Genomic DNA, 21,355 nt, shown 5'->3' with positions numbered 1-21,355 from the left:
CCTTGTTGCCGCCAGACGCTAAGCGCTTGTTGACGGCGCGAAAATACGTATGTTCATCGGTAGGCATACCGACATTTCCGTTACCGCTGGTCACACCCATCTACGTGCGGGTAATACGTCCGAAGCCCGACAATCGGGCACGCGTAGCGCGGAATTCCGGGCCCGTCGGAGCTGCGATCGCCCGACGCCGGCGAGGGGCGTGTCGCCGGAGTCAGAGGGGGGCGCCGGCCCAGCGGCGGCAGATCGTCAGCGTCTGCTGCTCGGTGGGCCTCTCCACCAGCGGCCTGCTCCCCGGCCAGGCCCGCAGCCCGTCCAGCGCGACCTGCAGATAGCGGCGGTACAGCCCCGGATGGACCTGGACGGAATGTTGCGCCAGGTCCGTCACCAGCCACAGGATCATCATCACGTCGTCGCCCACGACGCCGTCACGCAGGTCTCCCTCGGCCCGCGCCCGGTCGAGCAGCTGCGTCATCACCTCCGCGACGCGCTCGGCCGCGGACCTGCCCAGGTGCCATCCGCCGCCGCCCAGCGCGACGTCCCGCAGCCCGAGGTTGTCCACCAGGAGCTCGGTGATGCGTTGCAGGAGGAGTTCGAGGCCGTCCCAGGCCCGCTCGGCCTCGCCCGCCCGCTGCGCGACCTCGGCCAGCTCGCTCAGCGGCTCCTCAAGCGCCGCGTGCATGAGCTCCTCCTTGTCGGCGAAGCGCCTGTACACGGTGCCGACTCCGACGCCGGCATGGTGGGCGACCTCGTTGAAGCCGACGGCGAGGCCGCGCTCGGCGAAGAGTTCCTGGGCGGCGCGCACGATGCGATCGCGGTTGCGCTCGGCGTCCCGGCGCAGGGCTCCACGACGTGCCGGCTCGTGCTCGGCAAGCGGTCGCGGGGTCACGGCCTCAGCGTACCTCTAAGCGGATAGGTGGGATCAACATCACAGCCCGCACGCCACGGTGAACTGGATGATTGCTATCCACTTCTCAATAGACTGCCAAATCGGATATATCCCATCCGCTTACTCGACTGCCCCGCCCCAGAACCAGAAAGCGAGTCCACGATGGCCGAACTGCTCTACCGGCTGGGCCGGTTCACCGCCCGGCGGGCCTGGTGGGTGATCACCGCGTGGCTCGTCGTGCTCGGCCTGGCCGTCGGAGCCTTCCTGGCCTTCGGCGGGGCCATGAGCTCGACGATGACCATCCCCGGCACGCCCACCGCGCAGGTCACCGACCGGCTCAAGACCGAGCTGCCCGTGGCCAGCGGCGGCACCGGGCAGGTCGTCATCCGGTCCGAGGCCGGCGGGCGGTTCACGGACGACCAGCGCGCGGACGTCAGCGCCGCGCTGCGCAAGGTCGCCGCCCTCGACGGTGTCGACCAGGTCGCCGACCCGTTCACCTCCGCCGGCATGCGCGCCGAGCAGGCCAAGAAGATCACGGACGGCCTGGCCCAGGTCGAGGGCGGTCACGCCCAGCTCGCCAAGGGCCGGAAACAGCTCGACCAGGCCCGTTCGCAGGCCGAGGCGGCCATCGAGCAGGCCGGCTCCGACCCGCGGCTCAAGGCGACCCTCGCCCAGCTCGACCAGCAGCAGGCCGAGCTCGACAAGCAGAGCGCCACGCTGAAGACGTCCGAGCAGCAGCTGCTCGTCGGACGCAGCCTGCTGACCATGGCGGCGGACATCCGCACGGTCTCCTCGGACGGCTCCACCGCCACCGCGACCGTCGTCTTCGACCTGCCGCAGCAGGAGGTCACCCCGGAGACCAAGAAGGCCGTCATCGAGACCGTCGACGACGCCCTCCCCGGCGGCGTCACCGCCGACTACTCCGCCGAGATCACGCAGGGCGAGGTGCAGCTGGGCGGCGTCGGCGAGGCGGTCGGCCTGGTCGTCGCGGCACTCGTGCTCATCGTCATGACCGGCACCCTCGTGGCCGCCGGGCTGCCGATCCTCAACGCGCTGCTCGGCGTGGGCGTGGCCGTCGCCGGGGCCATGGCCCTGTCCGGCACCATCGAGATGACGTCGGTGACGCCCATCCTGGGCGCCATGCTCGGCCTGGCCGTCGGCATCGACTACTCGCTGTTCATCCTGCACCGCCACCGCCGCCAGCTGAGGACGGGCATGGCCGTCGAGGAGTCCATCGGGCTGGCCAACGGCACCAGCGGCAACGCCGTGGTCTTCGCGGGCAGCACCGTGCTCATCGCGCTGCTGGCACTCAACGTCACCGGCATCCCGTTCCTGGCGCTGATGGGGACCGTCGGCGCCGTCGCCATCGCCGTCGCGGTGCTCCTCACCGTGACCATGACCCCGGCACTGCTCCGCCTGCTCGGGCACCGGCTGCTGCCCAGGCGCGACAGGAACGCCGCCACCGGGCACGCCGCGACCCCGTCCGCGCCCAAGCACGTGCCGCCCATGACCATCGGACGTGCCGTCCTGCGCATCGTGATCGGGGTCGGCGCGCTGGCCGTCATCGCGCTGCCCGCCGCCTCCATGCGTCTCGGCCTGCCGACCGGCGCCTCCGAGGCCGCCGACTCCACGCAGTACCGCGCCTACACCGCCATCACCGAGAAGTTCGGCGCCGGCGCCAACGGGCCGCTGGTCGTCGTCGCCGACCTGCGGCGCGGCGTGACCGGGGACGACCTCGCGCCGGCGCAGGCCGACCTCGGCAAGCAGCTCATGGACGTCCGGGGCGTGACCGCGGTCGCCCCCATCGGCGCCAACGAGAAGGGGACCGTGCTGGTCTTCCAGGTCGTCCCGACCGGCGGGCCGACCTCGGAGTCCACCGAGGACCTCGTCCACGACCTGCGTGGCCGCACCCTCGACCTCGGGTCCGGCAGCGTCGCCCTGTCCGTCGCGGGCAGCGCCAGCGCCAACATCGACATCTCCGGGAAGCTCGCCGACGCCCTGCCGGCCTACCTCGCGGTCGTGGTAGGCCTGTCGCTGCTCATCCTGATCGTCGTGTTCCGCTCCCTGCTGGTGCCGCTGATCGCCACCGGCGGCTTCGTCCTGTCGTTGTTCGCGGCGCTCGGCGGCGTCACGGCCGTCTACCAGTGGGGGTGGCTCGGCGCCGTCTTCGGCGTCACCGATCCCGCGCCGATCCTCAACTTCCTGCCGACCCTGCTGGTGGGCATCCTGTTCGGGCTGGCCATGGACTACCAGCTCTTCCTCACCTCAGGGATGCGGGAGGCGTACGCGCACGGCGCCCCGGCCCGGCAGGCGGTCACCGAGGGGGTGCGGGCGGGCAGGGCCGTCGTCACCGCCGCCGCGGTCATCATGATCTCGGTCTTCGGCGGGTTCATGTTCTCCCACATGACGATGATCCGGCCGGTCGGCTTCGCCCTGGCCTTCGGCGTGCTCGTCGACGCCTTCGTCGTGCGCATGCTGATCATCCCGGCGGTCATGCACCTGGCGGGCGACAAGGCGTGGTGGCTCCCCCGGTGGCTCGACCGGCTCCTGCCCGACGTGGACGTCGAGGGCGCCAACCTGGAACGCCACCACCAGGCCGCTCCCGTACCGGTCCGCGAGCCCGCCGGCCGCTGACGCCCGCCTGCGGCCGCTCACGAGCGCGGGCCGGGCTCGGTCACCAGATCGAGCACGGCCCTGACCGCAGGCGTAGCGGTGCGGACGAGCGCGTGCGTCGTACGGGTGATCTCGATGGTGGCGACCGGCCGCAGCACGACCCCGTCGGGCACCCCCACCACGGTGGCGACCAGCTCGGGGACGAGGCTCGCCCCCAGCCCCTCGCCGACCATGCGCAGCACGAGCGCGTAGTCGTCGGCCGTGTGGACGACGTTCGGCCGGAAGCCCGCCAGGGCGCAGGCGCGGTGCAACATCTCGTGGTCGCTGGTGCCCAGGGAGCCGGCGATCCACGGTTCCTCGCGCAGCGCCGGCAGTTCCACCTCGCGGTCCGCCGCCGGGTGGCCGGCCGGGAGCGCCACCAGGATCGGCTCGGTGGCCAGGACGCGGCGGGAGACGCCGGCCGGAGGCTCCTCGGGGATCAGGTTGTAGGTGAAGGCGATCGCCAGGTCACAACCGCCGCCACGCAGCGTCTCGACGGCCTCGCGGGGCTCCAGCTCGTACATGATCACGTGCAGCTCCGGGTGGCGGACCCGCGCCGCGGCGATCGCGGGCAGCAGGCGGTCGGCGGCGGCCGTGGCGAAACACGCCACTCTGACCGGCCCCCGGGGGGTCGAGGCCGAGCGCAGGTCCTCCTCGGCCGCGTCCAGAGCGTTCAGGACGACGCGCGCGTGCCCCACGAGACGCCGCCCCTCGGCGGTCAGGCGCACGCGGCGCCCGGCCCGCTCGAACAGCGGCACCCCCGCCTCCCGCTCCAGCACGGCGAACTGCTGCGAGACGGCGGACGAGGTCAGGCCGCAGACCTCGGCCACGGCCGTCATCGTGCCGTGCTCGGCGAACTCGCGGAGCAGGCGCAACCTGGCGGGATCCAACATCAAGCACATCTTATAGATCAGTGCAGCATCACTAAGTGGACGTTGCCGATCCGTCCGGGTGACACTGGCGGCCCACCACCGTCGCCCCGGGAGGAAGAAGCATGCTGACCGTCGTCGAGGTCCCGCAGTGGCAGGGGTCGTCGTCGCCCACGGCGCCCAGGCTGGCCGAGGGCGCCGCCCGGCTGGCCGCGATGCTCCCGGCGGCCGGACGGCACGTGCGGGTGGAGACCGGCGCGACCCTCGCCGAGACCGCCGAACGGGTGCGGCGGGCGTTGCCCAGCGACGGGTTCACGGTCACGGTCGGGGGTGACTGCGGCGTCGAGCTCGAACCGGTCACGGCCGCGCTGCGCCGCCACGGCGACCGCCTGCACGTCGCCTGGTTCGACGCCCACGGCGACATGAACACCCCGGAGACGTCCCCGTCCGGGGCCTTCCACGGCATGATCCTCCGCACGCTGCAGGGCGAGGGCCCGGCCGACCTCCTGCGTTCCCCCACCCTGCGCCCCGAGCGGATCGCGCTGGCGGGCACCCGCGCGCTCGACCCGGCCGAGGCCGACCACATCCGGCGGACCGGCATCGGCGGCCTCGACACCATCGCCGCCGACGCGGTCGTCTACGTGCACGTGGACCTCGACGTCCTGGACGGCATCACCTCGGTCGGCTACCCCGAGCCCGGCGGCCTGTCCGCCGACGAGCTCGTCCAGGCCGTGGCCGCGCTGGCCGCCCGGCACGAGATCGCCGGGCTGGGCATCACCGAGTACGCCCCCGCCGCCCCGCGCGACGAGGAGCTGCTGCGGCGGCTGGTCCCCGAGCTCGTCCGCCTGTGCGCCGCCGTCCGCCCCTGACCGATCGACCGGACGTCAGAGCGGTCCGAGCAGGTCATGCGGGTCGGCGTCGAGGTCGAGCGTCGACAGGACGCCCAGGAGTTGGCGTTCCTCGTACCGGAAATGGGACTCCATGATCGCGGAGAGCCCGTCCAGGTGCGTGGACAGCTCGCCCGGCGTGGCGTCCGAGGCCATCGCGCGGTCCAGCCGCCCGAGCAGCATCGCGATCATCTCGTGGTCCTGCTGGAGCTTCGCGATCGTGGGACGCAGCGACGGATGGCGCTCGGCCAGTTCGGGGAAGAGCCCGACGTCCTCGCGCACGTGGTGCCCGTCGAGGGCGGCGCAGAATCCCTTGCAGTAGAGCAGGAGATCTGCCCGCGCCGAGACCGTGTCCCCGGCTTCCAGGGCTTCGCGCGCGAGGCGCAGCGCCTCGCGCAGGCGGCGGTGTGCGGCCTGCAGTTCGATGTTCCAGGCCAGGAGCCTGTTCTTCGCGCTCTCACCCACGGGTGAGGAACGGGGAAAGGGTCATCATGACCACCTTCCGGGTCCGACGCCTCCATGCCTGACGCAGTCCGCCACCGGCACGCGACGCTGTCCGAGACTCTAGACCGCCACCCTCCGGAAGACCAACTCGGCCCGGGCCACGCCCGCGCCGACCCCACACCGGCCCGTCGCGCACTCGCCGGTGTGGCACCCGCTCTTCTCCATGAGGTGGCGAGGGACGCACCTGTCGAAGGCCGCGGCCCCGGCCCTGCGGTTCGCCTCCGACCTGGAGCCGAGGGTGAACGGCACGGCGCTGGTGGACGTCAGCGTCGACGGGCCGGCTGTCCGGGTGGTGGGGCATCGACGACGTGTTCCTCGGCCACCGCACCTGCGAGAAGAAGTAACGCCTCCGGGCCCTGACGCCCCTTCCGGGCGGTCGGAAGGGGCGTCAGGGCCCAGCCGTCACGTCGTTCACCGGGCTGCGCGGGGCCTGCCCGGTCAGGACCCGTACGGCCTCCTCGGCGGCGAAGCGCCGCACGGTCTCGATCGCCTGCTCGGAGTAGTAGGCGGCGTGCGGGGTGACGATCACGTTGGGCAGCGCGAACAGGGGGTTGTCCGGCCGCCAGTCGCGCTGCTTCGCGGGCTCCTCCTCCAGGTCGTCCAGGGCCGCGCCGGCGATCCAGCCCTCGGTGAGCGCCTCGTGGAGCGCCGCGTCCTCGACGATCGGGCCGCGCGCGGTGTTGACGAGAATCGCGGTCGGCTTCATCCTGCGCAGCGTCGCGCGGTCGAAGGTGTGGCGCGTCTCCGGGGTGAGCGGCGCCTGGATCACCAGGTAGTCGGCGCTCTCCACGAGCTCGTCGAACGACACCGGCCGCACGTGGCGGGCCAGCAGCTCGGAGTCGTCCAGGAAGGGGTCGTGAGCGCGGACCTCGACGCCGAAGGCCCGCGCGCGGGCGGCGACGAGCTGGGCGATGGCGCCGAAGGACAGCAGGCCGAAGATCCGTCCACGCAGCCGCGGGATCGGCTCGCCGGTCTGCCAGCGCCAAACGCCGCGGCGGGTGGCGCGGTCGTACTGGCAGATCTTGCGGGCGGCGGCCAGCCAGAGCGCGACGGCGTGGTCGGCGACCTCCTCGGCGCACCACTCGTTCGGCGCGTTGGTGACCTGGATGCCGTGCCGGGTCGCGGCCTCGACGTCGACGATGTCCACGCCGGTGCCGTAGCGGGCGATCACCCGGCACCGGGTGAGGGCGTCGATGGCGCGCGACCCTACCCGGGCGTACTGGGTCAGCACGCCGTCGGCGTCCCGGCCCTTCTCGATCACCTCGTCCTCGCTCTTGCACTGTTCGGCCTGGAGCTCGAACCCGGCGCCCTCCACGATCGCGCGTTCGATGTCCACGTCGCCGAAGTCGGAGTCGGCGATCATGATCGTGCCTCTGGCGTCAGTGCGAGTCACGGGGAATCCCCTTGGTGTGTACGAGGTCCTGGTACGACAGGGCCAGCTCCAGGCAGCCCCCGCTGTCGAGCTGCCCGACCGTGGCCCGGAAGATCTCCTGCCACGGGGTCTGGTTCTCCAGCGCCGGCGGGGTGTGGCGGGCCCACCGCTCGGCGATCTCCTCCTCGGTCAGCAGCACGTCGACGCGCGCGTTGTCCACGTCGACGCGGATGAGGTCGCCGGTGCGCAGGATGGCGAGGTTGCCGCCGGCGGCGGCCTCGGGGCTGGCGTTGAGGATGGACGGCGCGTCGGAGGTGCCGCTCTGGCGGCCGTCGCCCAGCGTGGGCAGCGTGGTGATGCCCAGCCGCAGCAGCGCGGACGGCACCTCCATGTTCACCACCTCGGCCGACCCCGGGTAGCCGATCGGCCCGGTGTAGCGGATGACGAGGATGCAGCTCTCGTCCACGCCGAGGGCGGGGTCCTGGATGCGGGCGTGGTAGTCCTCGGGCCCCTCGAAGACGATGGCCCGATAGTCCGACACCGCGCGGAACTCGTCGGTCAGGACCGAGGTCTTCATGACCGCGGAGTCGAACAGGTTGCCCGTCATGATGAGCAACCCGCCGTGCGCGTCCAGCGGATCGTCGTACGGGCGGATGACCACGGGGTCGGCGGGCGGGGCGTCGGCCAGGTTCTCGGCCACGGTGCGGCCCGTGACGGTCACGGCGTCGCCGTGCAGGCGCCCGGCCTCCAGCAGCGACCGCATGACGGCCGGGACGCCGCCGGCGCGGTAGAAGTCCTCGCCGAGGAACTCCCCGGCCGGGGCGACGTCGGCCAGCACCGGGACGTCGGCCCCGACGCGCTGCCAGTCGTGGATGGTCAGCGGCACCCCGGTGTGCCGGGCGATGGCGTTGATGTGGATGGGCACGTTGGTGGAGGCGGCGATGGCCGAGGCGACCACGATCGCGTTCTCGAAGGCCCGCATGGTCATGATCTTGCGTGGGGTGAGGTCCTCGCGCACCAGCTCCACCGCCCGCAGGCCGGTGTCGTAGGCCATCTGCGCCCTGCGGCGGTAGGGCGCGGGGATCGCCGCGCAGCACGGCAGCGACATGCCCAGCGCCTCGGCCAGGCTGTTCATCGACAGCGCGGTGCCCATCACGTTGCAGTGGCCGACGCTGGGCGCGGAGGCGGCCACGCGCGCCATGAACTCGTCGTAGTCGATCTCGCCGGTGGCCAGCAGCCGCTTCGACTGCCAGATCACCAGCCCCGACCCGGAGGCGGCCATCCGCTGCCCCTGGTGGTAGCCGTTGACCATCGGCCCGCCGGACAGGACGATCGCCGGCAGGTTCACCGTCGCCGCCGCGGCCAGGCACGCCGGTGTGGTCTTGTCGCAGCCCGTCGTCAGGACGACCCCGTCGAGCGGGTATCCGTAGAGCACCTCGACCAGCCCGAGGTAGGCGAGGTTGCGGTCCAGCGCGGCGGTCGGGCGTTTGCCGGTCTCCTGAAGCGGGTGGACGGGGAACTCGAACGGGATGCCGCCGCCGTCGCGGATGCCGTCCCTGACCCGGTCGGCGAGGGCCAGATGGTGGCGGTTGCAGGGCACGAGGTCGCTGCCCGTCTGGGCGATGCCGATGATCGGCCGGCCGGACTGGAGCTCCTTCGGGGTGAGCCCGAAGTTGAGGAAGCGTTCGAGGTAGAGCGCTGTCATCTCCGGATTGCCGGCGTTGTCCCACCACGCCTGGCTGCGCAGGCCGCCGTCCTCGGGGTGCCCGGTCGGACGCATCGGCCGCTCCTCACTCACGCGGGACCCCGCCGCATCCGGCCGGGTGACGTCGTACGGCGCGCCGCCCGGCGGACCGATCTCCTGGCGTGGCCTACCCCGCCATCGTCAGCGCGTAACGCCTCAGATCATCGCCGCCATCACCTGCTCGACGGTGGTGACCTCGGGAAACTCCACCAGCCACCAGGTGGCGCCGGCGTCCTCGTAGGGGCCGGGGTGCTGCCCCGGCGGGACGCCGACCGCGACCTCGAAGCCGGACAGCCCGCCGCGGTGCCGGGCGACGACCTCCAGCATCTCCCGGAGCCCGGCCGGGGTGGTCTCGGGGCAGAGCCCGTCGAAGCGGGCGGCGCGCCGCAGCGGGGCCTGCTTGACCGACTGGGCGGCGACCCAGACGGGGATGCGGGGCCGCTGCACGGGCTGGGGCTGGAAGGCCAGGCCGTCGACGCGGTAGTGGCGGCCCTGGTGGTGGACGGGCAGGCCGGTCCAGAGCCGGCAGATGACGTCGAGGCTCTCGTCGAGCATCTCCGCCCGGACGCGGGGGTCGCGGGTCTCGCCGAGTTTGCTCAGCTCCCCGCCGTTGTCGGAGCCCAGCCCGACGCCGAGCACCATCCGGCCGCCGCTGAGGTGGTCGAGGGCGGCGGCCTGCCTGGCCACGTCGTGCGGCCTGCGCCGCGACAGCGGCGTGACCCTGGTGCCGATGCGGACGCGGTCGGTGGCGGCGGCGATCGCGGCCAGCGCGGTCCAGGCGTCGCAGACGGGCAGGTCGGGGCTCTGCGGGCGCACGACGTGGTCCCACAGGAAGACGCCGTCGAACCCGGCGTCCTCGGCGCGGGCGGCCAGGTCGGCGAGCACGCGCGGGTCGGCCAGCTCCCCGAACGGCGGCAGGTAGAGCGCGCGGCGCATCACAGCAGGCCCTTCAGGTGCGGAGCGGTACGGCTGCGCGGGCTGGCGGCGACCTGCGCCGGCGTGCCCGCGGCCACCACCGTGCCCCCGGCCGCCCCGCCGCCGGGCCCCAGGTCGATGACGTGGCCGGCGGTCGCCACCACCCGCATGTCGTGCTCGGCGACCACGACCGTGCCGCCGCCGGCGACCAGGTCGTGGAGCCGGTCCATGAGGACGTCGGTGTCGTGCGGGTGCAGGCCGGTGGACGGCTCGTCGAGCAGGTAGATCGTGGACTCGGCGCGGCGGCCCTGCAACTCGGCGGACAGCTTGATGCGCTGGGCCTCGCCGCCCGACAGCTCGGTGGCGGGCTGCCCCAGCCGCAGGTAGCCGAGCCCGACCTCGTGCAGCGTCTCCAGCGGGCGGAGCACGGCGGGGACGTCGCCGAAGAAGGCGGTGGCCTCGTCGACCGTCAGGTCCAGGATCTGGGCGATCGTGCGGTCGCGGTAGGTCACCCGCAGCGTGTCCGGGTTGTAGCGGGCGCCGCCGCAGTCGGGGCAGGGCGCGTACGTGGTGGGCAGGAACAGCAGCTCGACGGCGACGTAGCCCTCGCCCTGGCAGGTCTCGCAGCGCCCGCCGGGCACGTTGAAGGAGAACCGCGCGGGGCCGTAGCCGTGGGCACGCGCGCCGTCGGTGGCGGCGAACAGCTTGCGCACGGTGTCGAACAGGCCGGTGTAGGTGGCCAGGTTGGAGCGCGGGGTGCGGCCGATGGGCTGCTGGTTCACCCAGACCACCCGGCGGTCACCGCCGGCCGCCTCGGCGACGGCCGCCAGCAGGCTGCTCTTGCCCGCGCCCGACACGCCCGTGACGGCGGTGAACGCGCCCAGCGGCACGTCGACGTCGACGCCGCGCAGGTTGTTGCGGGTGAGCCCGCGCAGCTCCAGCAGGCCCGCCGGCCGGTGGGCCGGACGCCGCGGCACGACGGACTCGAACAGGTAGCGGCGGGTCACCGACCCGGCGACCTCGCGCAGCCCCGGAACCGGCCCGCTGTACAGGACGCGCCCGCCGTCGCCGCCCGCGCCGGGGCCCACGTCGACCACCCAGTCGGCCTGGCGCACGACGTCCATGTCGTGCTCGACGAGGCAGACGGTGTTGCCGCTGTCGCGCAGGCGGCGCAGCAGCTCCGACAGCGCGGCGGAGTCGGCGGGGTGCAGGCCGGCCGACGGCTCGTCGAGGACGTAGACGACCCCGAACAGCCCGGCGCGGAGCTGGGTCGCCAGCCGGATGCGCTGCAACTCGCCGCCGGACAGGGTGGGCGCGGGCCGGGCCACGCTCAGGTAGCCCAGCCCGAGCTCGTCGAGGACCTCGATGCGGTCGAGGATGTCGCGGGTGAGCGCCCCCGCCGGGCCCGGCTCGCCCCGGTGCGGGCGCAGCACGCCGGCCAGCTCACCCATCGGCATCGCGGCCAGCTCGACCACGGTGCGGCCCGCGTACGTGACCGCCAGCGCCTCGGGACGCAGCCGCCGCCCCTCGCAGACCGGGCACGTGCGGGCGGTCATGAACCGCTCGGCGCGCTGCCGGCTCTTCTCGCTGGCCGACGACGCGTACGCCTTGAGCACCAGCCGCCGCGCGCTGGCGTACTTCCCCTGGTAGGGGCGGTGGATCCGGCCCGCCTCGCGTACGGGGTGCACGGTGACGACCGGCTCCTCGTCGGTGAACAGGATCCACTCGCGCTCCTCGCGCGGCAGGCTCTGCCAGGGCGCGTGGATGTCGTGGCCCAGCGTCGCCAGGATGTCGCGCTGGTTCTTGCCCTGCCAGGCGCCGGGCCAGGAGGCGATCGCCCCCTCGGCGATGGACAGCGACGGGTCGGGGACGAGCGAGTCCTCGGTGACCTCGTGCAACACCCCCTGCCCCTGGCACTCCGGGCACGCGCCGGCGACGGTGTTGGGCGAGAACGCGTCGGAGTCGAGCCGCTCGGCGCCCTCGGGGTAGGCGCCGGCGCGGGACATCAGCATCCGCAGCGAGTTGGACACCCGGCTCAGCGTGCCGACCGTGGACCGCGCGGACGGCACCGAGCGCCGCTGGCCGAGCGCGACCGCGGGCGGCAGGCCGGTGATGTCGTCGACGTCGGGCATGGGCAGTTGCTGCAGCAGCCGCCGCGCGTAGGGCGCGACCGACTCCAGGTAGCGGTGCTGCGACTCGGCGAAGATCGTGCCGAACGCCAGGGACGACTTGCCCGACCCCGAGATCCCCGTGAACGCGACGAGCGCGTCGCGCGGGATCGAGACGTCGACGTCGCGCAGGTTGTGCACCCGCGCGCCGCGCACCCGGATGCCGCTGCCCACCTCATCTTCCACTCTGCGCAATCTACCCGTCGCCCGCTGTGGACCCCCGCGCCGGGATCACGCCCTCAGCGGACGCAGCGCGGAGCCCCAGGCCAGGACCTGGTCGAGGACGGCGTTCAGCCGGTCCTCGTGGGTGGCGGCGGGCTTGAAGCCGTCGGCGAAGTCGGTGTGGATCGACAGCCCGACCTGGTTGGACACGGTGGCCACGCCGAGCAGGCCGAGGACGTGCCGCAGGTGCGAGATCGCCCGGGGCGCGCCGTCCACGCCGTAGCCGACGAACCCGGCCGCCTTGTTGGTCCATTCCGCGTACAGGAAGTCGAGGGCGTTCTTGAGCGCGCCCGGGTAGGAGTTGTTGTACTCCGGGGTCACGATCACGAACGCGTCCAGCGCCGAGACGGTGGCCGACCAGCGTCTGGTGTGCTCGTGCTGGTAGTTGCCCATGGCGGGGTGCTCGGGTTCGTCCAGGTTGCCCAGGTCGTAGTCCTTCAGGTCGACGAGCTGGTACTCGGCGTCGCCGCGCTTGGCCGCCAGGTCGCGGACCCAGTGCGCCACGGCCTCGCCGTTGCGGCCGGGACGGGTGCTGCCAAGGATGATGCCTACCTTCAGCATGTGCGTGCTCCCTCAGTTCGGTTACGGGAACCACCGTAGGAAGTACGGCTGAGATACTGAATGCGCTGCTATCCACCATTTATACGCCAGCGTCTCAGCGCTTAGACTCAATGCCCATGGACGTGCTGAGCGACGTGATGGCCTTCATGCGCTGCGGGCGCGCCACCTCCTCCCGCATCTCCTGGCGGGCGCCCTGGGGGGTGGCCTTCCACTCGGTGCCGGGGTCGGCGGGCTTCCAGGTGGTGCTGCGCGGGTCGTGCTGGCTCATCCCGCCGGACGGCGAGCCCGTCCCGCTGAGCGTGGGCGACGTGGTGTTCCTTCCGCACGGCGACCGTTTCGGGCTGGCCGACGACCCCGCCCGGCCGCTGGTCGAGTCGGACTGCGAGCCGCACTCCGAGCTGTTCGCCTCGGCCGGGTTCGGCGGAACGGGGGCCGAGACGGTCGTCCTGTCCTGCGGCTACCGTCTCGACCTCGACCGCACCCACCCGATCCTGGGCTCGCTGCCCGGCGTGATCCACCTGCCCGCGACGCTGGGCAGCCACCCGGAGCTGCGGGCCGCCGTCGAGCTGCTGGCCGCCGAGATCGACAGCCTGCGGCCCGGCACCGACACCGTCGTGTCGTCCCTGCTCGACATGTTGCAGCTGTACGTCCTGCGGGCCTACTTCGAGACCCAGGACGAGCCCTGCACGGTGTCCGGCTGGGCCTCCGCGCTGGCCGACCCCGTCGTCGGCCGCGCGCTGGACGCCATCCATCGCGACCCGGCCCGCCGCTGGACCGTCGAGTCACTGGGCGCCCACGCGGGCATGTCCAGGGCCGGGTTCGCCCGCCGCTTCACCGGGCTGGTGGGGCAGCCGCCGCTGGCGTACCTGACGTGGTGGCGGCTGATGAGCGCGGCCCGCCTGCTGCGCGAGTCCGACGCGTCGGTGGCGCGGGTGGCCGAGCAGGTGGGGTACGGGTCGGAATTCGCCTTCGGCAACGCCTTCAAGCGCGAGTTCGGCGTCGCCCCCGGCCGCTACCGCCGCCGGACGACGGCGGCCTGACCCCGCGACCCCGCGGCGGCGGTCAGGGGCCCGCCACTCCTGGGCGTACGGGCGGCGGTCAGGGGCCCCAGCGTTCCTGGGCGTACGGGCGGCGGACCCCGGCCGACTCGCCGATCCGGGTCCAGGAGCGGCCGTCCTTGCGGGCCGCGCGCACCGCGGCGTCCAGGTGCCCCTGGGCCCGGCGCACGGCCTCGGCGGCCTGGCGGACCGCGACGAGGCTCGGCGGGTCGAGGTGGGTCTCCCACTCGGCGCGGATCGCGACGGCCACGTCGTCCGGGGCGGCGCCGGACAGCAGGCACTCGCTCAGCGCGTAGATGCGCCGGGACGCGAAGTCGTGGCGCATCTGGGCCACGCGTTCCCACAGCGGCCCCTGCCATCCGCAGGCGCAGTGGCCGCGCCAGCCGATCGCGGTCCGGCCGTCCACGACGTCGCCACGGTCGTAGCCGATGCGGCCGTCCGCGCCGATCGGGTGCACTCTGGCCCCGCCGTCGGCCGGGCCGGTGGAGACCCGCCCGTCCGGGAAGACGGCGGCGTCCCAGCCTTCGTGGCGCCTGTCGTCGCCCTCCCACCACCTCATGGCCCGCCCTTCCAGAGATCGTCCGGATCACCTGGCGCTTCCATGGTGGCAGGCGATCCCGGCCCTTGCGAGGGCCCGATTACGGTGCCGCGCCGGCGGGATATCGGACCCGGCGCGGCCGGCCGACTGGATCGGTCCACGGGCTGACCAGGTCGTGCCTTCCGTCGGGCCCGCTCGTCCCGCCAGGCTGAGGGGCGTGACCAGCGCCCTCGTCGTCATCGACGTCCAGAACTCCTTCCTGCACATTCCCGACTGGCGGTACACGTCGAGGCCGGACATCGTCCCGCAGGTCAACCGCCTGGTCGACGCCGCCAGGGACGCCGGGGACGCGGTGGTGTGGGTGCTGGCGACGCGCCCCGGAGCGGGCACGGTCTTCGACCCGGCCCTCGGGTACGTCCAGTTGATGGACGGCCTGGAGCCCCTGACCGGCGAGCCCGTCATCACCAAGACCGCGCACAACGCCTTCACCACCACCAACCTTCAGCAGTACCTCACCCGGCACGGCGTCAGGCGGCTGACCGTGTGCGGGATCAGGACCGAGCAGTGCTGCGAGACCACCGCGCGCCTCGCCTCCGACCTGGGCTTCGAGGTCGACTTCGCCATCGACGCCACCGCCACCACGCCGGTCCCGCACCGCGACGCCCCGGACGACGTCCCGTTCGACGAGCTCGTGCGGGACCCGCGCACGCTCGGCGTGGACGAGATCCTCGCCCGTACCGAATACGCTTTGTCCGGCCGTTTCGCCACGATCAGGACCGTGGACGAACTCACCGGGAACTAGGAGGCGCCGGCCGTGTCCCGTGTCGTCTTCCTGCTCGTCCCGCGGGTGCACCTGCTCGACGTAGCCGGGCCCGCCCAGGTGTTCTCCACCGCCACCGACCTCGGGCGGCCGTACATCCTGCACTACGTCGCCGAGGACCGCGAGGTCGCCAGCGTGCAGGGGCTGCCCCTGCGCGCGGAGATCGGGTGGCCGTCCCTGACGCCCGACGATCTGATCGTCGTGCCGGGCTGGCGGGGGCCGGCCCGGCCGTTGAGCGCGGGGACGTTGCACCGGCTGCGCGAACACCACGCCTCGGGCGGCACGGTGGCCGGCGTGTGCGCCGGGGCCGACGCGCTGGGCCGCGCCGGGCTGCTCGACGGGCGCCGGTGCACCACCCACCACTCCGTCCAGGACGAGCTGGCCCGTCTCTATCCGCGGGCGAAGGTCGCCAGGGACGTGCTGTACGTCGAGGACGACCGGATCGTCACCTCGGCGGGCGTGGCCGGCGGCATCGACGTGGCGCTGCACCTGGTGACCACCCGGCACGGCCCGTACGCCGGGGGGCTGGTGGCCCGCGCGATGCTCGTCCAGGGCCGTCGCGACGGCACGGCGGAGCAGGTCAGCCCGCTGTTGCGGCGGCGCTCGCACGTGGACGAGACGGTTCACCGCCTCCAGGACCTGATCGAGACCCGGTTCACCGAGCGGCTGCCGCTGAGCCTGCTGGCCGGGACCGCCGGATGCAGCGAGCGGACGGTGACCCGGCTGTTCCGGCGCGCGACCGGGCTCACCCCGCTGGCCTACCAGTCCGCCCTGCGGCTGGAGCGCGCCGAGCACCTCCTGGGCCGCGGCGCGACCGCCGAGGTCGCCGCGCGCGAGGTGGGCTTCGCCGACGCGCGGATGTTGCGCCGGCTGCGCGCCCACGCGACGGGGTCGTGACCGAGGGCGCGGGCCGGGGTCGTGTCAGGCATTCTGCCACCCGGCGGAAAACGGGCCCGTCACCCCTACAGGGACCCCCGAAAGTGGATAATCCGGGTCATGGGAAAGACCTATGACCGGATCGACGGCCGGTTGCGCACGTTCATCGAGTCACAGCCGGTCTTCTTCACGGCGACCGCTCCCCTGTCCGGCGACGGCACGGTCAACCTCTCGCCCAAGGGGCTGAAGGGCTCCTTCGCCGTCCTGGACGACCACACCGTGGCCTACCTCGACTTCGCCGGCAGCAACGCCGAGACGATCGCCCACCTGCGCGAGAACGGCCGGGTCACGCTGATGTGGTGCGCCTTCGACGGCCCGCCGAACATCGTGCGCGTGCACGGCACCGGCGAGCCGGTCTTCCGCGACGACCCCCGCTGGGCCGGGCTGATGCGGCACTTCCCGGACATCGACCCCACCCTGCACGGCCTGCGCGCGATCATCGTCGTGACCGCCCGGCTGATCCGCGACACCTGCGGGTACGCCGTCCCGTTCATGACCTACGACGCCGACCGCCCGCTGCACGCCTCCCGCTTCGCCCGCGAGGACGACGACTCGCTCGACGCGTACTTCCACAAGAAGGAGCACGTCGCGTCCAGCATCGACGGCCTTCCGGGGCTGCCGCTCCCGCTGCCCCCGCTCCCCCGCGACGCCTGACGGGACGAACCGCCGTTCAGGGGACGGCGAGGGCCTTGGCGATGTTCCACTCGGCCAGTTCCAGCATCCAGTCGCGGCCGGGGAAGTCGGTGCCGGCGATCCGCAGCGGCCCCTCGATCAGCGAGAGCACCTGCGCGTACCGGTAGAGCTCCAGCCTGTGGGGGTCGAGGTCGACCGGGCACAGCGCGGGGTAGGCGTCCTCGAAGCGCATCCGCAGCCAGGCGTGCTCCCACTCGACGTCGAAGTACGTCAGGCCCTCGAAGTCGATCAGGACGGGTTCGCCCTCCGGCGTGACGAGCACGTGGTCCGGCCCGAGTTCGCCGTGCACGAGCCCGTACCGGCGGCGTGGGGCGACCTCGGCGCGCAGGCGGCGCACGTGGGCGGCGACGCGGTCGTGGGCCCGGCCCATCCGGGCGTCGCGGGTGGCGACGGCGGCGAGATGGGCGAGCGCCCGGTCGGTGACGACGTCCTCGGCGGGCCGGGGCCGGTCCCGGCCGCCGGACAGGTCGGCGAGCCGGCCGTAGGAGGGGCCGAGGGTGGTGTGCATGCGGCGCAGGGCGTCGCCGAGCGCGGACAGCGGCCGGTCGGCGGCGGCCGGGTCGCGCTCCATCAGCGCCTCCAGGGTCGTGGCGCCCGCGTCCTCGACCAGGGCGAGGTCGGCGCCGAGGTGACGGCCGTCGCGGTCGAGCATCAGCAGCCGGGGGACGCGCACGCCCGCCGCGGTCAGGGCCGCGTGGTTCACGGCGAACAGGCCGGCCCCGGAGGCGTCGGTGAAGGGATCGTCCTCGACCGCCGGGGACGGCGGCCAGTAGTTCTCGGCGGTGGCCCAGACGTAGAGGATCACGCTGGTCGCGTCGTCCAGCCGGAGCCGGTAGACGCCCTTCTTGCTGCCGCCGGTCAGCCGGTCGAGCGCGGCCGGCCGCCGGTCGGCGCCGAACTGCTCGGCGACCAGGTCGCGGACGTCGTCGGGTCGCAGGAACGCTCGGGTCATGATCGCTTTCTACCACCCGCCCCGGGGGTGGAGAAAACTACAGGAAGAGTCGAGAGTCAGCCGCAATGGCCGCCGCCGCGCGATCCGCGAGGCTCCTGGGCATGGCAAACACCTACCTCGCCGGCGGCCGGCGAAGATACGGCTGGCTGGCCGCGGGGATCGCACTCGGGCTGGTCGGCACGAACAGCGAATGGGCGGTCCCGCTCGCCGGATGGTTGTTCTCCATCGGACTCATGCGGTTCACCCGCAGCTCGGGCGTGCCGGCCGGGCTCGCGTGCGTGGGCCTGTCGGCCACCGCGACGACGGTGGTCCATGTCGCGGCGGCGGGGCAGCTCGGCGTCCCGCCGATCCTGCTCGGCTGCCTGCTGCTGAGCCTGGTCCTGAGCCTTCCGCTGCTGGCCGACCGGCTGCTCTTCCGGCGGCTGAGCCCGTTCCTGGGCACGCTGGTCTTCCCGGCCGCCCGGGTGACGGTCGAGTTCCTGGTCGCCGCGATCAGCCCGCTCGGCACGATCTTCGGCCCCCTGGCCGCGACGCAGTCGGCGAACCTGCCGCTGCTCCAGACGGCGTCCGTCACCGGCATCTACGGGATCAGCTTCCTGATGGCGTGGGCGGCGCCCGTCGTCAACCTCGCGCTGGAACACCGGCCGGCCTGGCCGCCGGTGCGGGCCGTCACGCTGGCGTACGTCTCGGTGCTCGTCTCGGTCCTGCTCGGCGGCGGCCTGCGGCTGGCGACCGCGGCGACCGCGCCGGAGCTGGTGCGCGTCGCCGGGATCAGCGCGTCGCTGGCGGCCGAGCAGCGCATGCGGGAGATCGACAACTTCCACACGCCGCAGGTCCTGCCCGAGCAGAAGCCGACGCTGCGCAAGGCGTTCGCGGTGCTGGACGACGACCTGTTCGCCCGTACCAGGACCGAGGCCGACGGCGGCGCGAGGATCGTGGCGTGGGCGGAGACCGCCGCGGTCGTGCTCGGCGAGGACTACCCCGCCTTCCTGCGCAAGGCCCAGGAACTGGCCAAGGAGAAGCGCATCTATCTGGACATGGGCGTCGCCGTCGTCCTCGACGGGCGGCCGCGCTCCCGCGACCTCGCCGTGCTGGTGACCCCCGAGGGCCGGGTGGCGTCGGTCTTCGACAAGGCCCATCCCGTGCCCGGCATGGAGGACCTGCGGCCGGGCGACGGGGTCGTGCCGGTGACGGGCACGCCGTACGGGCGGCTGGCCCACGTCATCTGCTTCGACGCCGACTTCCCCGCGACGCTGCGCACGCGCGCCGACATCATGTTCGTCCCGGCCAACGACTGGAAGGGCATCGAGCGCACGCACGCCGCCAACGCGGTGTTCCGCGCCGTCGAGAACGGCTACAGCCTCGTCCGGCAGACCAGCAACGGCCTGGCGATCACCGTCGACCCCTACGGCACGCCCCTGGCCAGGACGAACTACTTCAGCACGGCGCAGCAGAGCATGATCGTCTCCGTGCCGACGCGCGGCACCTGGACGCTGTACGGCCTGGTCGGCGACCTGTTCGCCGGGCTGTGCGCCGCGGCGGTCGCCGCCCTGGCCGGGGTCGCCGTGCTCCGGCGTGCCCCGTACCGGGGCTGACCATGGGATTTCCGGAGGAAGGTGCGATGATGCCACGGGCGCGGAACAGGAAGACGAGCACGACGGGGAGACGCGGAGTGAAGGCGAGACTGGCGACGCCGGTGCTGGCGCCGGCCATGATCGGCCTGTCGGTGGCCGGGGTCGTGGCGGCCGTCCTGGTCGTGATCAGCGCGGTGCCGGCGGTGGCCGGCGTCGGCCGGTGGGTGTTCCCGCCGGCGGTGTCGCTGCTGCGGACGGTCGCGGACGCGGCCCGGCGGCTGGCGGGCCGGGTCGGCGTACGCGTCGAACGTCCCTACGGCCCCGGGACGGACCAGGCCGCGCTGCTGAGGGACCCGGCGACCTGGCGGGACGTCCTCTGGGGGGTCCTCGACCCGCTCATGGGCACGTGGGCGTCGGCGCTGGCGCTCGGCATGCCGCTCTACGGGCTGTACGGCGTGGCCGTGCAGCCGTTCGTGTGGGAGGCCAACCTGCGGGCCGGCGGCGCCAACGCCTACGGCCTCATCCACGTCACCTCGACGGCCGCCGCGCTGGCGGCGATCCCCGTCGGGCTCGCGCTCATCGCGCTCGGCCTGTACATCGGTCCGCCGCTGCTGCGCCTGCGCGCCCGGTGGGCCGGCGCGCTGCTCGGGCCGTCGCGGACGTCGGCGCTGGAGCAGCGGGTCGAGACGCTGGTGGAGACGCGCGCGGGCAGCGTGGACGCGCAGGCCGCCGAGCTGCGCCGGATCGAGCGCGACCTGCACGACGGCGCGCAGGCCCGGCTGGTCGCCCTGGGCATGGGGCTGGGCAACGCCGAGCGGCTGTTCGACGAGGACCCGGAGGCGGCCCGCGCCCTGCTGGCCACGGCCCGCGAGTCCTCCTCCAAGGCCCTGGACGAGCTGCGCGACCTGGTGCGCGGCGTGCATCCGCCGGTCCTGGCCGACCGCGGCCTCGCCGACGCGATCCGGGCCCTGGCGCTGGACTGCCTGCTCGACGTCGAGGTGTCGTCCGACCTGGCCGGGCGGCCCGCGCCGCCGGTGGAGTCGGCCGTCTACTTCGCCGTCAACGAGCTGCTGGCGAACACGACCAAGCACGCCGGCGCGGCGACCGTGCAGATCACGCTCGGCTACCGGCACGGGATCCTGAGCTGCGACGTCGTGGACGACGGCGGCGGCGGCGTCGATCCGGCCGACGGCACCGGGCTGCGCGGCATCCAGAGCCGGCTGGCCGTCTTCGACGGGACGATCGCCGTCGACAGCCCGCCCGGCGGGCCCACCCGGGTGCATCTGGAGGTGCCGTGCGCGATCAGGTCCGAGTAGTCGTCGCCGAGGACCTGTTCCTCATCCGGGACGCGCTGGTCCGCATGCTGACCGAGCACGGCTTCACCGTCGTGGCCGCCGTCGACAACGGGCCGTCGCTGCGCAAGGCGCTGGCCGACGAGCGGCCGGACGTGGCGGTCGTCGACGTGCGGCTGCCACCGTCGTTCACCGACGAGGGGTTGCAGGCTGCGATCCAGGCGCGGCGCGAACGGCCCGGCTTCCCGGTGCTCGTGCTGTCGCAGTACGTGGAGCAGCTCTACGCCCGCGAGCTGCTGGCCGACGGCGCCGGGGCGGTCGGCTACCTGCTGAAGGACAGGGTGGCCAACTCCGGGCAGTTCATCGACGCGGTCACCTCGGTGACCAGGGGCGGCACGGCGATGGACGCGCAGGTCATCGCCAAGCTGCTGACCCGGGGGGACGCGCGCGGCCGTACCGGCGAGCTGAGCCCTCGCGAGCGGGAGGTGCTGAGCCTGATCGCCGCCGGGCGTTCCAACACGGCGATCGCGCACCAGCTCGTGATCTCCGCCAGCGCGGTCAACAAGCACATCTCCAGCATCTTCGGCAAGCTCCAGCTGCCCGAGTCGGAGGACGACAACCGCCGGGTCCTGGCCGTCCTCGCCTACCTCAACCGCTGATCCGGCCGCCCGGCCTCACAAACCGGGCGGCTGTCCTGTCGATCACTGTGAGG

Annotated in this window: 19 protein-coding genes; 9 read left to right on the top strand and 10 right to left on the bottom strand. The window is 73.3% G+C overall.

Translation table 11 applies throughout. The annotated features are described in order from the left end of the window. Positions 1-211 precede the first annotated feature (211 nt). Positions 212-886, bottom strand: coding sequence for a TetR/AcrR family transcriptional regulator (locus tag ACWCSU_RS45590; protein ID WP_364102825.1), 675 nt, complete (start codon positions 884-886; stop codon positions 212-214). Between the two features lie 162 nt (positions 887-1,048). Here ACWCSU_RS45590 and ACWCSU_RS45585 point away from each other — a divergent pair, with 162 nt between their 5' ends. Further along, positions 1,049-3,520, top strand: coding sequence for an MMPL family transporter (locus tag ACWCSU_RS45585; RefSeq protein WP_449942610.1), 2,472 nt, complete (start codon positions 1,049-1,051; stop codon positions 3,518-3,520). 17 nt (positions 3,521-3,537) lie between these two features. On the opposite strand, the gene ACWCSU_RS45580 is transcribed toward ACWCSU_RS45585, so the two are convergent. Continuing rightward, entirely contained in the window at positions 3,538-4,431 is an 894-nt protein-coding gene (locus tag ACWCSU_RS45580) for a LysR family transcriptional regulator (protein WP_449942609.1), read from the bottom strand. A 101-nt stretch (positions 4,432-4,532) separates the two neighbouring features. Here ACWCSU_RS45580 and ACWCSU_RS45575 point away from each other — a divergent pair, with 101 nt between their 5' ends. Continuing rightward, positions 4,533-5,276: an arginase family protein gene (locus ACWCSU_RS45575; protein WP_449942608.1), complete on the top strand. Its 744-nt coding sequence runs from the start codon at positions 4,533-4,535 to the stop codon at positions 5,274-5,276. Positions 5,277-5,291: 15 nt separating this feature from the next. On the opposite strand, the gene ACWCSU_RS45570 is transcribed toward ACWCSU_RS45575, so the two are convergent. The 6 genes from ACWCSU_RS45570 to ACWCSU_RS45545 all read right to left on the bottom strand — a co-directional run bounded on the left by ACWCSU_RS45570 (position 5,292) and on the right by ACWCSU_RS45545 (position 12,780). Continuing rightward, the gene (locus ACWCSU_RS45570) at positions 5,292-5,759 is read right to left on the bottom strand and encodes a hemerythrin domain-containing protein (protein WP_449942607.1); all 468 of its coding nucleotides are present in this window, start codon (positions 5,757-5,759) and stop codon (positions 5,292-5,294) included. 427 nt (positions 5,760-6,186) lie between these two features. After that, complete coding sequence (locus ACWCSU_RS45565; RefSeq protein WP_364102837.1) at positions 6,187-7,191, bottom strand: C-terminal binding protein; 1,005 nt, start codon at positions 7,189-7,191, stop codon at positions 6,187-6,189. Then, positions 7,178-8,950: an IlvD/Edd family dehydratase gene (locus tag ACWCSU_RS45560; protein WP_449942606.1), complete on the bottom strand. Its 1,773-nt coding sequence runs from the start codon at positions 8,948-8,950 to the stop codon at positions 7,178-7,180. The genes ACWCSU_RS45565 and ACWCSU_RS45560 overlap by 14 nt, the downstream gene beginning before the upstream one ends. 120 nt (positions 8,951-9,070) lie before the next feature. Further along, complete coding sequence (locus ACWCSU_RS45555) at positions 9,071-9,850, bottom strand: LLM class flavin-dependent oxidoreductase (RefSeq protein ID WP_364102843.1); 780 nt, start codon at positions 9,848-9,850, stop codon at positions 9,071-9,073. Next, positions 9,850-12,183, bottom strand: coding sequence for an excinuclease ABC subunit UvrA (locus ACWCSU_RS45550; protein WP_357709841.1), 2,334 nt, complete (start codon positions 12,181-12,183; stop codon positions 9,850-9,852). The genes ACWCSU_RS45555 and ACWCSU_RS45550 overlap by 1 nt, the downstream gene beginning before the upstream one ends. Before the next feature lie 45 nt (positions 12,184-12,228). Continuing rightward, the gene (locus ACWCSU_RS45545) at positions 12,229-12,780 is read right to left on the bottom strand and encodes an NADPH-dependent FMN reductase (RefSeq protein ID WP_357709844.1); all 552 of its coding nucleotides are present in this window, start codon (positions 12,778-12,780) and stop codon (positions 12,229-12,231) included. A gap of 116 nt (positions 12,781-12,896) precedes the next feature. On the opposite strand from ACWCSU_RS45545, the gene ACWCSU_RS45540 reads away from it, so the two are divergent. Beyond that, positions 12,897-13,820 (top strand): AraC family transcriptional regulator, encoded by a 924-nt coding sequence (locus ACWCSU_RS45540; protein ID WP_449942605.1) that lies wholly within the window; start codon positions 12,897-12,899, stop codon positions 13,818-13,820. Positions 13,821-13,878: 58 nt separating this feature from the next. Here ACWCSU_RS45540 and ACWCSU_RS45535 read toward each other — a convergent pair whose 3' ends face one another. Then, the gene (locus ACWCSU_RS45535; protein WP_364102850.1) at positions 13,879-14,397 is read right to left on the bottom strand and encodes a hypothetical protein; all 519 of its coding nucleotides are present in this window, start codon (positions 14,395-14,397) and stop codon (positions 13,879-13,881) included. Positions 14,398-14,593: 196 nt separating this feature from the next. Between ACWCSU_RS45535 and ACWCSU_RS45530 the strand changes: the two genes are divergently transcribed. From ACWCSU_RS45530 to ACWCSU_RS45520, 3 genes are all read left to right on the top strand, one after another. Then, positions 14,594-15,178: a cysteine hydrolase family protein gene (locus tag ACWCSU_RS45530; RefSeq protein WP_364102853.1), complete on the top strand. Its 585-nt coding sequence runs from the start codon at positions 14,594-14,596 to the stop codon at positions 15,176-15,178. A 12-nt stretch (positions 15,179-15,190) separates the two neighbouring features. Next, entirely contained in the window at positions 15,191-16,093 is a 903-nt protein-coding gene (locus ACWCSU_RS45525) for a GlxA family transcriptional regulator (protein ID WP_449942604.1), read from the top strand. Between the two features lie 99 nt (positions 16,094-16,192). Then, a complete protein-coding gene (locus ACWCSU_RS45520; RefSeq protein WP_357709855.1) occupies positions 16,193-16,786 on the top strand; it encodes a pyridoxamine 5'-phosphate oxidase family protein in 594 nt (197 codons plus the stop codon). 16 nt (positions 16,787-16,802) lie between these two features. On the opposite strand, the gene ACWCSU_RS45515 is transcribed toward ACWCSU_RS45520, so the two are convergent. Further along, positions 16,803-17,777, bottom strand: coding sequence for a phosphotransferase family protein (locus tag ACWCSU_RS45515; RefSeq protein WP_449942603.1), 975 nt, complete (start codon positions 17,775-17,777; stop codon positions 16,803-16,805). Between the two features lie 101 nt (positions 17,778-17,878). Here ACWCSU_RS45515 and ACWCSU_RS45510 point away from each other — a divergent pair, with 101 nt between their 5' ends. From ACWCSU_RS45510 to ACWCSU_RS45500, 3 genes are all read left to right on the top strand, one after another. Then, positions 17,879-19,372 (top strand): nitrilase-related carbon-nitrogen hydrolase, encoded by a 1,494-nt coding sequence (locus ACWCSU_RS45510; protein ID WP_449942602.1) that lies wholly within the window; start codon positions 17,879-17,881, stop codon positions 19,370-19,372. Between the two features lie 77 nt (positions 19,373-19,449). Then, entirely contained in the window at positions 19,450-20,667 is a 1,218-nt protein-coding gene (locus tag ACWCSU_RS45505) for a sensor histidine kinase (protein ID WP_449942601.1), read from the top strand. A 44-nt stretch (positions 20,668-20,711) separates the two neighbouring features. Beyond that, the gene (locus ACWCSU_RS45500) at positions 20,712-21,302 is read left to right on the top strand and encodes a LuxR C-terminal-related transcriptional regulator (RefSeq protein ID WP_449942614.1); all 591 of its coding nucleotides are present in this window, start codon (positions 20,712-20,714) and stop codon (positions 21,300-21,302) included. The last annotated feature ends 53 nt before the right edge of the window (positions 21,303-21,355 follow it).

It is taken from the genome of Nonomuraea sp. NPDC001699 (genome assembly GCF_053596455.1).
Note: the sequence above shows the minus strand (reverse complement) of the source record. Positions and strands in the feature narration are given on the sequence as shown.